We start from the raw sequence: 15,516 nt of genomic DNA, 5'->3' as shown, positions 1-15,516 counted from the left end.
TTACTGCCCCGGTAGTGGCGGTGGCACCGGTTGGACCGGTGCCGGCGGCGGTGCTACGTCGCCGGGAGGTGGCGCTGCCGGGCCAGGCGGGGCGCCGACGCCTTCAGGCGCGGGGGCTTCTTGTCCGGGCGGTGGTGGTGGGCCGTTGAGGAACGTGTTGGCCGGCGCAGGTGGCGCGGGCGTTGCAGATGTGGTCTGGGTGGTCGTCGTACCCGTCGACTGCTGCGGCATGTGCTGGGTCTGCTGACCCTGATCGGTGGTCTGGCTGTTGGTCACCTGGCTGGAAGTGTCCACTGGCTCGTCGGGAATCGGGATCGACGGCAGGTTCAGCCGCTCCTCCGGGATGTCGGGTGGCGCGATGGGCGGCTGTCCGTTGATCATCAGCGGGCCCTTGGCGCTGTTCAGCAGCGTCGACCAGCCGCCGTTGCCAAGCGTGGCGCCGATGCTGCACGACACCTGGTGGCTTCCGGCCGACCAGCTCGGCAGCGAGATGGTGCTGTAAATCAGCGTCAACGTGGTGCTACGCAGCTGGATCGGGGCGAGATAGGAGTCCGTCATCCTGGTGCAGGTGTCCTTGATGAAGGCGTCTTGGTCGGGTTCGGCCGGGAGCGCAGTCGGGAACTTCTCGGCCAGGTTGACGGCGCCCGTCACTTCCATCGCGTGCGGCGCTGCGCAGTCGACGGGGATGTCGGTGGGCTGGTTGGTGCTCGGGTCGATGCCGAGACACGTACCCGCGGGCCACACCTTTGACTGGTCGACGTCGGCGACCTTGCCCTTGAACGTCAGCTGCTGGTTGTTCGGACCCGGCAGCTGTAGACCACACAGCATGCGTCGCTCACCGTTTTGACGCCAGGCCTTGTCACCCGACCACAGCATCGAGGTTGTGAAGCGGCTGTTTGGATCGAAGCGGGCGCCCAGGTACCGCTTCACGGCGGCCGAGCACTGCTCCTGGCTGATCTGCTGGATACGCGCGGCCGACGGCGGCGCCGCGTCGGGGCCGTACTCGCTGCCCGGGAAAGTCCGCATATCCACCGACTCGGCGACCTCGAAACGGTGATCGTCGCGGCAGTCGACGAGCTGGGCGGCATCCGGGGTGCGTTCGGGCCAGTTCAGGCAGTCGCCGTTTTTGGCGTGGTTGAACGTGTCGTTGCCGCGGGGGCCGAGCGAAATCGCGTTGTTGTTCAGGCCCGGCACGGCGTTTTCACTCTGCGGCAGCGCTGTGATGACCCCCGCGATGAGCAGCCCGCCGAGTGCGGTCAACAGCAGCGCGCGGCGCGTCGACGCGGCCTGCAGACTCTGCCACCACGCCGCGCGCTCCGACGGCTGTTCGTCGTTCTCGGCGAGCACTTCCTCGCGCTCGGGTGCCTCCAACATCCGCTCCATTGTGACAGGCGTGTCGGGCGCTGTGACAAGTGATGCAGTTGTAATGTTATGAGGTTGTGCTCCAGCGCCAATTGACAGGTGCGTCGATACCGAGTACTCGCAGGGGCAGCCCGAGCACGACGCACCACGAAAAGTAGGGTTGCGCCCGTGATCGACCTCAAGATGCTGCGCGAAAACCCGGACGTGGTGCGCGCGTCGCAACGTGCCCGCGGAGAAGACCCGGGCCTCGTCGACGCGCTCGCCGAAGCCGACGCCGCACGGCGGGCCGCGGTCTCGGCCGCCGACAACATGCGGGCCGAGCAGAAGGCCGCGAGCAAGCAGGTGGGCAAGGCGTCGCCCGACGAGCGGCCGGCGCTGCTGGCACGGGCCAAGGATCTCGCCGAGGAGGTCAAGGCCGCAGAAGCCAAGCAGGCAGACGCCGAAAAGGCATTCACCACAGCGTATATGGCGATCTCCAATGTCATCATCGACGGCGTACCTGCAGGCGGTGAGGACGACTTCGTGGTTCTCGACACGGTCGGTGAACCCCGGGGTGTCGACAACCCCAAGGACCACGTCGAGCTCGGCGAGGCCCTCGGCCTGATCGACCTCGAACGCGGCGCCAAGGTGTCCGGGTCGCGCTTCTACTTCCTCACCGGTGCCGGTGCGCTTCTGCAGCTGGGTCTTTTGCAGCTCGCAGTGCGACTAGCCACCGAAAGCGGCTTCACACTCGTCATCCCGCCGGTGCTCGTGCGGCCGGAAGTGATGGCGGGCACTGGATTCCTCGGTGCCCACAGCGAAGAGGTGTATCGGATCGAAGCCGACGACCTCTATCTCGTCGGCACCTCCGAGGTTCCGCTTGCCGGATACCACGCCGACGAGATTCTCGACCTGTCCGGCGGGCCGCTCCGCTACGCCGGGTGGTCGTCGTGCTTCCGCCGCGAGGCAGGAAGCCATGGCAAGGACACCCGCGGAATCATTCGCGTGCACCAGTTCGACAAGGTCGAGGGTTTCGTCTATTGCAAGCCCGACGAGGCCGAGGCTGAGCACCAACGGCTGCTGGACTGGCAGCGCCGAATGCTGGCCCAGATCGAGGTGCCCTACCGCGTGATCGACATCGCCGCAGGCGATCTGGGTTCGTCTGCTGCACGCAAGTTCGACTGCGAGGCGTGGATTCCGACGCAACAGACCTACCGCGAACTCACGTCGACTTCGAACTGCACGTCGTTCCAGGCGCGCCGGCTCGCGGTGCGCTACCGCGACGAGAACGGCAAACCGCAGACAGCGGCGACGCTCAACGGGACGCTGGCGACGACCCGTTGGCTGGTGGCGATCCTGGAGAACCATCAGCAGCCCGACGGCAGCGTGCGCGTTCCAAAAGCATTGGTGCCGTTCGTCGGAACCGACGTGCTCGAGCCGAAAGGCTAAGGAGCCAGCAGCTCGTCGAGCCTGGCCAAAAACTCCTTGGGTCGCTGGGGCGTGAACGCGGGCCGTGGCCGAACACCCGGCACATCGAGCGTCACAAGCGTGGACTTGATCGGGCGCCATACGTCCAACGGCAGCCAGCGGCGCAGATCCGAGCTGCCCCAGATCCGCCATCGATGCGTGAACAGCCCCAGCGGTTCGGCCTTGTACCCGCGAATCGACCGCAGTGGGATCACCTTCGAGGTGCCCGACGGGAAGTGGTAGCGCCGCAACGTGATCGCCTCGCGGTCCAGCTGGATCAGGCCGTCGTCGTAATACTGTCGCGGGGCCGTCATATCCGCTCGGACCTCAGCTGGTGTCCCTTGGTGGTGAGGCAGCGGCCGTTCTCGAGGTTCCACTGCCAGCCATGCAGATTGCACGTCAGCGTGCTGCCCTCCACCACGCCGAACTTCGACAGGTCAGCCTTCAGGTGAGGACAGCGGCGCTGAATCTCCCAGCCGTCCAAGGCGATTGACGCGGTGTCGTCGTGTGCTTCGGCGAACCAGCCGTCGGCGTAGGCGATGCGTTCGTCGGTCAAGCATTTAAAGAACGTGTACAGGTATTCGTTGTAGCCGCCGACCCGCCACGCGCTGAAACGGGTGGACAAGAAGATGGTGTTGACCCAGTCCGGCTCGTTGTCCCGCAGCACGGTGCGCACAAGCTCGGGCGCGATCGCGAACCCGTAGCGGAACTTCTCGTCCGGAATCGGTTCGCGGACAGCGCGTTTCGGGAAGTCCAGCACTATGGTTTCCTGATGGCCTCGGCCCCGTAGCCGCAGTTCGACGGGATATCCGATGCCGTCGCAGATCTGGTCGCTTTGAATCATGATCGGCTCGAACGCCGCGCGCAGCGGCTCCAGCAGTGGTTCACCCGCCGACGGTGCCCAGCCTGCCTTCTCCGCGGCCAGCACCGGCGCCATCCGTTCGGCGTAGTCGGCGATGTAGGCGGCCTTGCCGGTGGTGAAGATCGCCCGCACCTCATCGTCGGGCAACGGATGCTCCAGCGAATTCAGCTGCGGCCCAGTGAAATCCGCTGCAGAGCCGGGGACCATCAGCAGCCCGCCGTCATGGCCATGCGCCCGCATCTGGTCCAGAAAAACCACCTGGTCGGGGAAGATGTTCGCGGGATCGCCGTGATCGTCGTTGAGGTCGCGCAACTCGGCGTCGAGGAAACACGGCGGCCCGGCCGACGGGATCACCCACGTCGCTCCGACCTGTGCGATGTATTGCCGGCAGCGATCCATCTGGCGCTGCCGCTTCTGGATTCCGAACGCCTCCTTGGCGCGGGCCGGCATGTCGTAGACCATCGGATACCAGATCGCACCCGAGTACTGCAGCATGTGCACGTCGACGTGGCCGAAATCCGCGTGCAGCATGTCCAGGTCGACCGGCCGCGCGTCGTTCATGTTGAAGCAGACCGTCTCGCCGTCGTCGACCACCAGACCCGAGTCGCCGATCGGGCCGTCGGCGGGCGCACGCAACGCGATGACCATCACGTCGAGGTCGCCCTTCGGCCCGCTGACGCGATGCTTCACCGAGTCCGTCGTCTCGAAGAACCGGTGGAAGCCCAGCTGTTCGAGTTCGCGCTGCAGGTCCGGCACGGGGAAATCGGGCAGCAGGACGACGGCGTCCTTGTTGACGTGCTCCCGCAGGTTCTTGGGATCGAAGTGGTCCTTATGAAGGTGCGAGACGTAGAGGTAGTCCACGTCGCCCAACGCGTTCCAGTCCAGCTGGCTGTTGTCCGGGAACGGGAACCACGATGCAAAGTACGCCGGGTTGACCCAGGGGTCGCACAGGATGCTTCCGGCCTTGGTGTCGATCCGGAAACCGGCGTGCCCGACGCTGGTGACCTGCACAAATGCCCTTTCGGCTGGATGGGGAGGACGGTTCGAGCTTAACGGGACGAGATGTCACCGGCGTTCCACAGGGCGAGGTAGTACGCGAGCCTCTCCTCGTCGGGCTCGATGCCGTACGCCTCGAAGAAGTCGGTGCGCCACTGGCCGCCGTAGTTGAAACCCAGCGACCACTCGGCAACCGCGAGGTCGGCCCACCGGTCCGCGATGCCAAGATCACCGAAGTCGACATGCCCGCACCACTGGCCGTCGTCATCGATCAACGTGTTCGGCGCACATGCGTCACCGTGACAGACCACCAGCTTGTCGACGGGCGGCGGCTCGGGGAGCCCTCGGCTTGCAGATTCCGACAGGCAGGACAGCCGACTGGGCACCGACCAGGTGTAGGGACAGGAGTCGACGGGCAGGCGGTCGTGCATCGCTCGTAGTCCGGTGGCGATCGCCCGCACGGCCGGGCGCGGGTGGGCCATCCAGTGCGGGTCCACCGCCGAGCGGCCGGATAGTCCGGACGTGTGTAGCCATGCCAGTGCACCGTCTCGTCCGACGCCGAGCACGTGGGGAACGGTCAGATATCGAGCCGCCCAGCGCAGCTTGGCGGCCTCGCAGTGCAGGTCGGCCTCCGGATGTGGCGGGGCCACCTTGACGAATTCGCGGCCGGCTCCGTCGCCGACCTGGAAGGTCAGGCCGCCGATCTCGTTGGCCCACGCAGGAGTGACGGAGCGTCCGGCGGCGATGTGCATGACGATGTCGGGGAGCGGTACGGCGTCGACAGGGATGCTCACGAGCGCCAGTCTGCCCGGCTACTGCGAAGGGCTGCGGCGCACTACGCTTGCGGCTGTGGAACCGGTGTACGGGACAGTCATTCAACTCGCCCGCCTGGCGTGGCGGCTGCAGGGGTTGAAGTTCACCGTTACCGGCGTTGAGAACCTGCCCCGTACGGGCGGGGCCGTGGTCGCAATCAACCACACCAGCTACTTCGACTTCACCTTCGCGGGGCTGCCCGCTTACAAGCAGCACCTTGGCCGCAAGGTTCGGTTCATGGCTAAGAAAGAGGTATTCGACCACAAGATCACCGGCCCAATCATGCGCAGCCTGCGACATATCGAAGTGGACCGCGACAGCGGCGCGGCATCCTTCGAACAGGCCTGCCTCGCTCTCAAGGCCGGCGAGCTCGTGGGCGTCTACCCGGAGGCGACGATCAGTCGCAGCTTCGAGATCAAGGAGTTCAAGTCAGGAGCGGCCCGCATGGCGATCGCCGCCGACGTGCCGATCGTGCCGCACATCGTGTGGGGCGCCCAACGCATCTGGACCAAGGGGCACCCGAAGAACCTGCGGCGCCCGAAGGTCCCGATCTCGGTGGCCGTCGGGGAGCCGATCGCTCCGACGCTGCCGGCCCAGGAGCTGACGGCGCTGTTGCATTCGCGGATGCAGCATCTGCTCGAGCAGGTACAGGACGCCTACGGCCCGTATCCGCCCGGCGAGTACTGGGTGCCGCACCGCTTAGGTGGCGGAGCGCCCTCGCTGGCCGAAGCCAACAGGATGGACGCCGAAGAGGCCATCCAGAAGGCACAAGCGAAAGCTGCGAGGCGGGCGCAACGGGCTGATCCGACCGGGGCGCCGGGGTAGCCGATGGAGCCGGTCTTCCGCACGCTGGAGATTGCCGTCAGCCTGGCGACAAAGGCCATCGGGACCAAAATCACCTACCAGGGTCTGGAAAACATCCCCGAACGCGGCGGCGCCGTGATCGGGATCAACCACACGAGTTATGTCGACTGGTGGCCCGCGGCGCTGGCGGCATATCACCGGCACCGTCGGATGCGGTTCATGATCAAGACCGAAATGCAGGATGTGAAGGTCGTCAACTTTCTGATCAAGCATTCCGGGACCATTCCGGTGGACCGCAGGGCGGGGGGAGGCGCGTACGCCGTGGCGGTGGAGCGACTCAAGGCCGGCGAGATTGTCGGTATGTATCCCGAAGCCACCATCAGCCGCAGCTTCGAGCTCAAGGAGTTCAAGAGCGGCGCGGCGCGAATGGCGCACGACGCCCATGTGCCGATCGTCCCGATGATCGTATGGGGTGCCCAGCGGCGCTGGACCAAGGATCATCCAAGGAATATGGGGCGCAACAAGATTCCGGTTGCCGTCGCGGTGGGAACTCCCCTCGATGCCGCAGACACCGTCGACGAGACGAGCGAGGCGATGCGTGAAACGATGAATGCGCTGCTGCATCGGGTCCAGGAGGAATACCCGCATCCCGAGGGTGCCTACTGGGTGCCTCGCCGGATGGGTGGCTCCGCGCCGACGATGGACGAGGCGAGAGTGCTCGAGGAGCGAGAGCTGGCCGAGCGGGCCCGCAGGCGGGCTGAACGAGAAGCAAAGAGCCGCCGGTGACGCAGGCTAGTAGCGAAGGCGGATTGCCGCGATGACATTGCCTGCTCTGATCGCCTCCGATGTGGACGGCACGCTGCTTGACGACGACGAAAAGGTCACCGCCCGAACACGTGCCGCTGTCAAGGCAGCCGTCGATGCGGGCGCGCATTTCGTATTGGCCACCGGCCGTCCACCACGCTGGGTGCATCCAGTGGTCGACGCGCTCGGGTTCGCCCCAATGGCTGTGTGCGCCAACGGCGCAGTGATCTACGACGCGTCTGCTGACCGGATCTTGTCCGCGCGCACGTTGTCCGCCGACGCGCTGTGTGAGCTCGCCGAGATTGCGACGCGCGTCATCCCTGGCGCGGGCCTGGCCGTCGAGCGGGTTGGCCGCAGCGCGCACGACGCGGCGACGCCACAGTTCGTAAGCTCGCCGGGCTACGAGCACGCCTGGCTCAATCCGGACAACACCGAGGTATCCCTCGAGGATCTACTGGCTGCACCCGCAGTCAAGCTGCTCATCCGCAAGGCCGGTGCTCGCAGTTCGGATATGGCCGCTGAGTTGGTCAAACACATTGGACTCGAAGGAGATATCACCTACTCGACGAACAATGGCCTCGTGGAGGTCGTGCCGTTGGGCGTCAGCAAGGCGACCGGCGTCGAGGAGCTGGCCCATCCGCTGGGCATCACGGCCGAGGACATCGTGGCCTTCGGCGACATGCCAAACGACGTGCCGATGCTGCGCTGGGCGGGTCTCGGGGTGGCGATGGGCAATGCGCATCCGGATGCGGTGGCCGCCGCTAATGAGGTCACGGCGTCCAACTCCGACGACGGCGTCGCCCGCGTCCTCGAACGCTGGTGGCTGTGACGCGCTAAGCCGGGCTGATCGGGTGGGTGAACCGCTCGAGTTGGATCGGCTCCGCATCGTCGGTCGGCTTGGGCAACTCCTCGGGGACACCGTCGATCACTCGGGTGACTGTGCCGTTTTCGCGGTCGAAGTTCAGCGTGCCGTGCTGGAAGTTCTGCACGATCCACTGCGGCTCCTGGATCTCGGCGCTGGTCGGCAGGCCTAGCGCGCCGCGCTCGAAGCCCAATGAGCCCCAGGCCTTGTAGATAGCGCCGGTGACGGGCTCCGCGCCGCTTTCCGGCGACCAGTACACCGCGCCCTTGTCAAAGGTGGCGTACCGCGTCGACGCCTCTCCGGCGGCCTCCGGCGACGTGGGCGCCCCGAGCATGCTGTTCATCCCGCCCAGTGATTCCCACCGCGCGAGGATGGCCCCGCCGCGCAGCCTGTCCACCAGGTCCGCGGGACCGGGCGGGTCGTTGAATCGAGCGGCGATGTCCCGCAGTTGATCCATGGCCGCATAGGCCGCGTTGCCCGGGCAGTCGGTGTTGCCGACGTCGCGGTGGGTGAAGATCGTCGGCAGCGTCGGCGTGGCGCCGAATGGGAACTTGGTGAACGAGCCGCCCGCCGACGGCAGCACGACCGTGGCGCGCGGGTCGATGTGGTCGATGCCGAGCCGCCAGCCGATCAGCCTGCCGGTAGTGCCCAACTGGATCGGTGTCGGCGGTACTGCGTCGAAGTTGCCCATCATCGCGACACCCCAGGTGTTGCGGTTGAAGCCACCGGTGTGCGAACCCTCGACAGGTTTGTCCATGCCTCCTGCGCGGCCTTCGAAGACCTGGCCGTACTTGTCGACGAGCGCGTTGTAGGCGATGTCACACCAGCCAAGAGTGCGGGTGTGGTACTCGTAGATCGACCGCACGATGCCGGCGGAGTCCTGTGGTGCGTAGTCGTTGCTGCCCGCGGTGTGGTGGACGACTGCGGCCCGAATCCCGTTGTCATACACCGTGTTTCCACACCGCATCGCCTCGTCGGCACCCCATTGGGCACGGCTGATGATGTTGGGCGGCTGACCGGGAACGGTTACCGCGGTCGGCAGCGGCAACGTGTCCACCGGCGCCTGCGGCGGGCTGATCAGCACCGCGTTGATGTTCTGGCCGAACGGCTGCTCGACGTTGGCGGGCACGTAGCCCAGGGCCGGCGTGCCGGTCGGTGTGGGCGCGACCGGCCCCGTCGTCGGTGCACCCGCGGGCCGGGTGACGGCGATCTGCACGGTGGTCGTGCGCCCGACGAACACCGGCTCGGTGCCGCGCGCTGCTGGCGAGTCGGGTCCCACGCCGTCCAACGTGTCGGCCTCATACCACTGGCCCCATGAGCCGTCGGCCTTCTCGGCCCGGATGCGGGCCGTCGTGCCCCGCAGGTCCTCGGCGGTCAGCGCGACCATGGAGAACGGGGTGTCCTGATGGACTTCGCGGATCGTCTCACCGCCGCCCAGGCCGGTCAGCGGCTGCTGTGCGAGCTGCGGCGCTGCGGCTGTCGGCTGTTTATCGCCGTCGCCGGGGAGCCCGTTGATGGCCCACGGGAGGATGACCGCCGTCGCCGCAATCGCGGTGAACAGGATCGACGGCGCGGGGCGACGACACTGCACGGCCCGATGTTACGTATGTGTCAGTTGTTACCAGTGTTCCGACACGGTAGTTGGACCGACCAAAAGTCCTGCAACGGCACCGCAGAGCCCGGATCGGCTTCTGCGGTGCCGTCTTGCAACAGGACTGGTTAGGGAATGACCGGCGACGGGCCCGCGTGAGCCATTGCCGCTGCAGGCAGCTGGGCGGCGGCCTGCGTGATCGGTGCGGCCGCTGCCGCAGCCTCCGGAGCGCCCGGCGGCTTCATGGCCGACATGATCGCCGGCATGACCATCCCCTTGAGCAGGTCGATCGCCTGCCCCGCCCCCAGCTGGTTGGCCATGCTGCTCAGGTCGCCGATGAGCCCGCCGCTACCGGTGCTCGCCGGCGCTGCGGCCAGTGACGGGTCGCCGAGGATCGGATACGTACCCGCTGCGGGGTCCAGCCCGATCGGCGCCGAGATCGGCACCTCGCCCGGCGACGGCAGGGCCGAGCCGGCGATGGGGCTGGTGAGAGCCGGATTGGCGCCAGCAGCCGGAGTCGTCAGTCCAGGAGTCGTCAGTCCAGGCGTGGTCAGACCCGGAGTGGTCAGCCCCGGAGTGGTGAGGCCGGGCGTGGTCAGCCCAGGAGTCGCGCCCGCCGGACTGGTCAGCGCGGGGTTCGTCAACGCCGGGTTGCTCAGCGCCGGATCGGTCAGCGCGGGTCCCGTTGCGCTGACAGGCGGCAGGCTAGCGCCCGGCGCGGTCAGGCCCGGGGTGGTGAGGCCCGGGGTGGTGAGACCCGGTGCGGTCAGCCCGGGTGCGGTCAGGCCCGGTGCGGTCAGGCCTGGGGTCGTCAGGCCGGGCATCGTCATCGTCGCGGGCGTCGACGAGCCCGATCCCGTGAGCAGGCCGGTGGGCATGGGCGGCAGGTTGATCCCGAACTGCGACAGCCCCTGCGACAGCGCCGACATCAGCTCATTAGGCAAATCGGTCACCATCGCGGCCTGGACGAACTCGCGATGCTGCGGCGCCGGTTTGGCGCTCGGGGACGATTCGGACACGGCGACTACTGCAACTGGACTTGCGACTGCCAGGGCGGCGACTGCGCTCATGGCTGTCGAGAGCCTGCGTCGACGTCGGTTCGGCACGGAAGTCTCCTCAATATATGGACTACGTGTGGTAGGTGCTCGTGGTTGGTTGTTCGGATATTCGTGCTAGCTGCTACGGGACCCGGTGGTGTGGAGCCCAACAGTGCCAACGTGATCGACGGTACTGCTGTGACTACTGAGACCAAAGTGGCGATACGGAATTGTGAGCCGATCGCAACCTTGGCCCGTCGTCGGATTCGGGCGAGACGAGAGCGGTCGGATACCCTTGCTGCCGATGACAGCTCGTTTTGACCTCTTTGTCGTCGGTTCCGGATTTTTCGGCCTGACGATTGCCGAGCGTGTGGCGACGCAGCTGAACAAGCGTGTTCTGGTTGTCGACCGGCGGCCGCACATCGGGGGCAACGCCTACTCCGAACTCGAGCCGCGGACCGGCATCGAAGTGCACAAGTACGGCGCTCACCTGTTTCACACCTCCAATGAGCGGGTGTGGGATTACGTGCGGCAATTCACCGACTTCACCGGCTACCAACACCGTGTGTTCGCCATGCACAACGGGCAGGCCTACCAGTTCCCGATGGGCCTTGGCCTGGTCGCACAGTTCTTCGGTAAGTACTTCACGCCCGACGAAGCCCGCCAGCTGATCTCCGAGCAGGCTGCCGAATTCGAAACTGCCGACGCGCAGAACCTCGAGGAGAAGGCCATCTCGCTGATCGGCCGTCCGCTCTACGAGGCGTTCGTCAAGGGCTACACCGCCAAGCAGTGGCAGACCGATCCGAAGGAACTGCCGGCAGCCAACATCACCCGGCTGCCGGTGCGCTACACCTTCGACAACCGCTACTTCAACGACACCTACGAGGGGCTGCCGGTCGACGGCTACACCGCTTGGCTGAAGAACATGGCGGCCGACGAGCGCATCGAGGTGAGGCTGGACACCGACTGGTTTGACGTGCGCGACAAGCTGCGCGCGGAAAACCCCGACGCTCCGGTGGTCTACACGGGACCGCTGGACCGCTACTTCGACTACGTCGAGGGCCGACTGGGTTGGCGCACACTGGACTTCGAGGTCGAGGTTTTGAGTGATTGCGGGGACTTTCAAGGCACACCCGTCATGAACTACAACGACCTCGACGTGCCCTACACCCGGATCCACGAGTTCCGTCACTTCCACCCCGAGCGGGCCTACCCGACCGACAAGACGGTGATCATGCGGGAGTTTTCGCGGTTCGCCGACGATGACGACGAGCCCTACTATCCGATCAACACCGAAGCCGATCGCACGCTGCTGGCGGCCTACCGGGCCAAAGCCAAGGCCGAAACCGCCTCGGAGAAGGTGTTGTTCGGGGGACGGCTCGGCACCTACCAGTATCTGGACATGCACATGGCGATCGCCAGTGCACTGAACATGTACGACAACACACTCGCGCCGCATCTCCGTGACGGCGCTCCACTAGACGAAAGCAGCAGAGCATGAGTGACATCCCGTCCGGCGCTCTGGACGCCGCCGGAGAATCCAGGGCCGTCAGTCTGCTGGCCCGCGTCATCCTGCCGCGGCCGGGCGAGCCGCTCGATGTCCGCAAGCTCTATATAGAGGAATCGGAAACCAACGCCCGGCGAGCGCATCCACCCACCCGCACCACGCTGGAGATCGGCGCGGAGTCCGAAGTGTCGTTCGCGACCTACTTCAACGCATTCCCTGCGAGCTACTGGCGGCGCTGGTCGACGCTCGAGTCGGTGGTGCTGCGGATCGAGCTGACCGGCAGCGCGCGTGTCGACGTCTACCGGTCCAAGGCCACCGGCGCGCGGATCACCGTCGGCGGGGCCCCCGTGTCGAGCGGGAACGCAGGACCCGCCGCTGAATCTGATGGCGACGCTCGCGCCGCAGTCGAGTTCGAGATCGGCCTCGACCCGTTCGAGGACGGCGGGTGGATCTGGTTCGACATCACCACCAACAGCAAGGCCACCTTGCACAGCGCCGGGTGGTATGCGCCGGTGCCCGCACCCGGCCGCGCCAACGTGGCCGTCGGCATCCCCACCTTCAACCGCCCGTCCGACTGCGTCAACGCACTGGCAGCCCTGAGCTCGGATCCCTTGGTAGACGAGGTAATTGGCGCAGTCATCGTGTCCGATCAGGGCACCGACAAGGCGGTCGACCATCCCGGCTTCGCGGCGGCTGCCGCCCCGCTGGCCAACCGGCTGTCGATCCACAACCAGCCCAACCTCGGCGGCTCCGGCGGCTACAGCCGGGTGATGTACGAGGCGCTGAAAAACACCGACTGCGAACAGATCCTGTTCATGGACGACGACATCCGTGTCGAGCCGGACTCGATTCTGCGTGCGCTGGCGATGAACCGGTTCGCGAAGAAGCCGACGCTGGTCGGCGGCCAGATGCTCAACCTGCAGGAGCCGTCGCACCTGCACGTGATGGGTGAGATGGTCGCCGCCGAGAACTTCATGTGGACCAACGCGCTCAACACCGAATACGACCACAACTTCGCCAAGTACAAGCTCAATGACGAAGAGGAGTACCGCAGCAGGCTCCTGCACCGGCGCATCGACGTCGACTACAACGGCTGGTGGATGTGCATGATCCCGCGGCAGGTCGCCGAGGAACTCGGCCAGCCGCTGCCGCTGTTCATCAAGTGGGACGATGCCGATTACGGGTTGCGCGCGGGTGAGCACGGCTATCCCACCGTCACGCTGCCCGGCGCAGCGATCTGGCACATGGCGTGGAGCGACAAGGACGATGCGATCGACTGGCAGGCGTACTTCCACCTGCGCAACCGGTTGGTCGTCGCGGCCCTGCATTGGGACGGCAACGTCACCGGCTTGATCGCCAGCCACTTCAAGGCGACGTGCAAACACCTTCTCTGTCTTGAATATTCGACCGTCGCGATCCAAAACAAGGCGATGGACGATTTCCTTGCCGGTCCGGAGCACATCTTCTCAATTCTGGAGTCCGCGCTGCCCGACGTGCGCAAGATGCGTCAGGAGTACCCCGACGCGGTGGTGCTGCCGAGCGCGACTGCCCTACCGACGCCGTCGGACAAGCGGTGGCGCAAGAAGGTCCGGATCCCCACCAGCCCACTGGCGATCTCGTTTCGGCTGACCCGCGGCATCATTCATCAGCTCAAAGCGCACGACCCCGCGCACCATGTGCGCCCGCAGATCAACGTCGCGACTCAGGACGCACGATGGTTCTCGCTGTCCAGGGTCGACGGCGTCACCGTCACCACCGCCGACGGCCGGGGTGTCGTGTACCGGCAGCGTGACCGCGCGAAAATGTTTGCGCTGCTTCGCGAATCGCTGCGGCGCCAGGTGCTTCTCGCCCGCAAGTTCAACAAGATGCGCAAGGTCTACCGCGAAGCGTTGCCCGTGCTGTCGAGCAAGCAGAAGTGGGAGACGGTGCTTCTGGAATCGTCCTCAGCGCATGACTGACGACCTTCGCGGCGAGGAAGCTGCGCTGGTGGCCGTGCAGTCGGCTCTGGCCGATCGACCCGGCGTACTTGCCGGCGCACGGGCGCTGTCACATTTCGGTGAGCACAGCATCGGGTGGGTAGTCGTCGCCGTGCTCGGCGCACTGTTGCAGCCTCGTCGCCGGCGCGCGTGGCTGGCGGCAGGTGCAGGTGCCTTCCTCGCACACGCGGCCGCCGTACTGATCAAACGGGTGGTGCGGCGAGAACGCCCACATCACCCAGCGGTCGTCGTGAATGTCGGCACGCCGAGCAGGCTGAGTTTTCCGTCGGCGCACGCTACCTCGACGACCGCCGCGTCGATGCTGTTGGCCCGCACCACCGGGCTGCCCTTGCCGCTCGTTTTGGTGCCGCCGATGGCGTTGTCGCGCTTGGTGCTTGGGGTGCATTACCCCAGCGACGTGCTGACCGGTGTGGTCGTCGGGGCAGTTGTCGCTAAGACGGTTGGAGCCGTCGCTGATCGGGTTGGAGGAGACCGATGAGCATCTCAAGTGAGAGCAGTGCAGAGAGCGCGCGGACGATGAGTGACGAACCGGCACCGGTCAAGGGCCCGCCCAAGAATGTGGTGACAGGTCTCATCAAGGCGATGCGTCCGCGGCAGTGGGTGAAGAACCTCCTGGTCCTCGCCGCACCAGTGGCTGCTCTGGGCGGTGCCGTCCACTACGACTACCGCGAGGTTGCGATCAAGGTGTTGATCGCCTTCGTCGCCGTCTCGATGGCCGCATCGTCGGTATACCTCGTTAACGACGCGCGTGACGTCGAGGCAGATCGCCAGCACCCGACAAAACGGTTTCGCCCGATCGCCGCGGGCGTGGTGCCCGAATGGCTCGCATATACGGCGGCCGCAGTGGTCGGCCTCGCGGCGCTGGGCGTTTCATGGTTGGCGACACCAAATCTGACGCTGGTGGTGGCGATTTATCTCGCGATCCAGCTCGCTTACTGTTTCGGTCTGAAACACCAAGCCGTGCTCGACATCTGCATCGTCTCTTCAGGCTTCCTGATCCGCGCGATCGCCGGCGGCGTCGCAGCGAGTATCCCACTCTCTCAATGGTTCCTGCTGGTGATGGCTTTCGGGTCGCTGTTCATGGCGGCGGGCAAACGTTATGCGGAGATGCAGCTCGCCGAGCGGACCGGGGCCAAGATCCGCAAGTCACTGGAGAACTACACATCCACGTACCTGCGCTTCGTTTGGACACTCTCCGCCACCGCCATGGTCGTCTGCTACAGCCTATGGGCCTTCGAGCGCGACGGTACGAACGCGTCTTGGTATGCCGTGACGATCGTCCCGATCACGATCGCGATGCTGCGGTACGCCGTCGATGTGGACGGCGGCCTGGCTGGCGAGCCGGAGGAGATCGCGCTGAAGGACCGGGTGCTGCAGCTGCTCTTCCTGGCATGGATCGGAACCATCGGTGCCGCCGTCTTCCTCAGCTGACCGG

General features: G+C 66.0%; 14 protein-coding genes. 8 read left to right on the top strand and 6 right to left on the bottom strand.

The annotated features are described in order from the left end of the window. The gene (locus VJV41_RS01505; protein ID WP_325330370.1) at nt 1-1,383 is read right to left on the bottom strand and encodes a septum formation family protein; all 1,383 of its coding nucleotides are present in this window, start codon (nt 1,381-1,383) and stop codon (nt 1-3) included. A 147-nt stretch (nt 1,384-1,530) separates the two neighbouring features. Between VJV41_RS01505 and serS the strand changes: the two genes are divergently transcribed. After that, a complete protein-coding gene (gene serS, locus VJV41_RS01500; protein ID WP_325330368.1) occupies nt 1,531-2,790 on the top strand; it encodes a serine--tRNA ligase in 1,260 nt (419 codons plus the stop codon). Here serS and VJV41_RS01495 read toward each other — a convergent pair. Genes VJV41_RS01495 through VJV41_RS01485 form a run of 3 tightly spaced genes read right to left on the bottom strand, consistent with a single transcriptional unit; the run spans nt 2,787 to nt 5,460 of the window. Continuing rightward, complete coding sequence (locus tag VJV41_RS01495; RefSeq protein ID WP_325330366.1) at nt 2,787-3,122, bottom strand: hypothetical protein; 336 nt, start codon at nt 3,120-3,122, stop codon at nt 2,787-2,789. The genes serS and VJV41_RS01495 overlap by 4 nt on opposite strands. Further along, nucleotides 3,119-4,681, bottom strand: coding sequence for an MBL fold metallo-hydrolase (locus VJV41_RS01490; RefSeq protein ID WP_325330364.1), 1,563 nt, complete (start codon nt 4,679-4,681; stop codon nt 3,119-3,121). The genes VJV41_RS01495 and VJV41_RS01490 overlap by 4 nt, the downstream gene beginning before the upstream one ends. A 38-nt stretch (nt 4,682-4,719) precedes the next feature. Next, entirely contained in the window at nt 4,720-5,460 is a 741-nt protein-coding gene (locus VJV41_RS01485) for an aminoglycoside 3'-phosphotransferase (RefSeq protein ID WP_325330362.1), read from the bottom strand. Between the two features lie 55 nt (nt 5,461-5,515). On the opposite strand from VJV41_RS01485, the gene VJV41_RS01480 reads away from it, so the two are divergent. The 3 genes from VJV41_RS01480 to VJV41_RS01470 are packed head-to-tail and all read left to right on the top strand — an operon-like array spanning nt 5,516 to nt 7,916. Continuing rightward, nucleotides 5,516-6,304, top strand: coding sequence for a 1-acyl-sn-glycerol-3-phosphate acyltransferase (locus VJV41_RS01480; protein ID WP_325330360.1), 789 nt, complete (start codon nt 5,516-5,518; stop codon nt 6,302-6,304). A 3-nt stretch (nt 6,305-6,307) separates the two neighbouring features. Then, complete coding sequence (locus VJV41_RS01475) at nt 6,308-7,069, top strand: lysophospholipid acyltransferase family protein (protein WP_325330358.1); 762 nt, start codon at nt 6,308-6,310, stop codon at nt 7,067-7,069. A gap of 31 nt (nt 7,070-7,100) precedes the next feature. Beyond that, entirely contained in the window at nt 7,101-7,916 is an 816-nt protein-coding gene (locus tag VJV41_RS01470) for an HAD family hydrolase (protein ID WP_325330356.1), read from the top strand. A 4-nt stretch (nt 7,917-7,920) separates the two neighbouring features. Here the strand turns inward: VJV41_RS01470 and VJV41_RS01465 are convergent, their stop codons facing one another. Beyond that, on the bottom strand, nt 7,921-9,540 hold the full coding sequence (locus VJV41_RS01465; RefSeq protein WP_325330354.1) for an N-acetylmuramoyl-L-alanine amidase: 1,620 nt from the start codon (nt 9,538-9,540) through the stop codon (nt 7,921-7,923). A gap of 128 nt (nt 9,541-9,668) precedes the next feature. Further along, nucleotides 9,669-10,646 (bottom strand): hypothetical protein, encoded by a 978-nt coding sequence (locus VJV41_RS01460; RefSeq protein WP_325330352.1) that lies wholly within the window; start codon nt 10,644-10,646, stop codon nt 9,669-9,671. A gap of 235 nt (nt 10,647-10,881) precedes the next feature. Here VJV41_RS01460 and glf point away from each other — a divergent pair, with 235 nt between their 5' ends. The 4 genes from glf to VJV41_RS01440 are packed head-to-tail and all read left to right on the top strand — an operon-like array spanning nt 10,882 to nt 15,512. After that, nucleotides 10,882-12,078: a UDP-galactopyranose mutase gene (gene glf / locus VJV41_RS01455; RefSeq protein ID WP_414684850.1), complete on the top strand. Its 1,197-nt coding sequence runs from the start codon at nt 10,882-10,884 to the stop codon at nt 12,076-12,078. Then, nucleotides 12,075-14,042 carry a glycosyltransferase gene (locus VJV41_RS01450; protein ID WP_325330350.1) on the top strand — a complete coding sequence of 656 codons (1,968 nt, stop codon included), beginning with the start codon at nt 12,075-12,077 and terminating at the stop codon, nt 14,040-14,042. Before glf ends, VJV41_RS01450 begins: the two co-directional genes overlap by 4 nt. After that, the gene (locus VJV41_RS01445; protein WP_325330348.1) at nt 14,035-14,559 is read left to right on the top strand and encodes a phosphatase PAP2 family protein; all 525 of its coding nucleotides are present in this window, start codon (nt 14,035-14,037) and stop codon (nt 14,557-14,559) included. Before VJV41_RS01450 ends, VJV41_RS01445 begins: the two co-directional genes overlap by 8 nt. 38 nt (nt 14,560-14,597) lie before the next feature. Next, the gene (locus tag VJV41_RS01440; protein ID WP_325330346.1) at nt 14,598-15,512 is read left to right on the top strand and encodes a decaprenyl-phosphate phosphoribosyltransferase; all 915 of its coding nucleotides are present in this window, start codon (nt 14,598-14,600) and stop codon (nt 15,510-15,512) included. The last annotated feature ends 4 nt before the right edge of the window (nt 15,513-15,516 follow it).

This window comes from Mycobacterium sp., from assembly GCF_035274705.1.
GTDB lineage: Bacteria > Actinomycetota > Actinomycetes > Mycobacteriales > Mycobacteriaceae > Mycobacterium.
The sequence above is the reverse complement of the archived record's forward strand: the minus strand, read 5'-3'. Positions and strand labels throughout refer to the sequence as shown.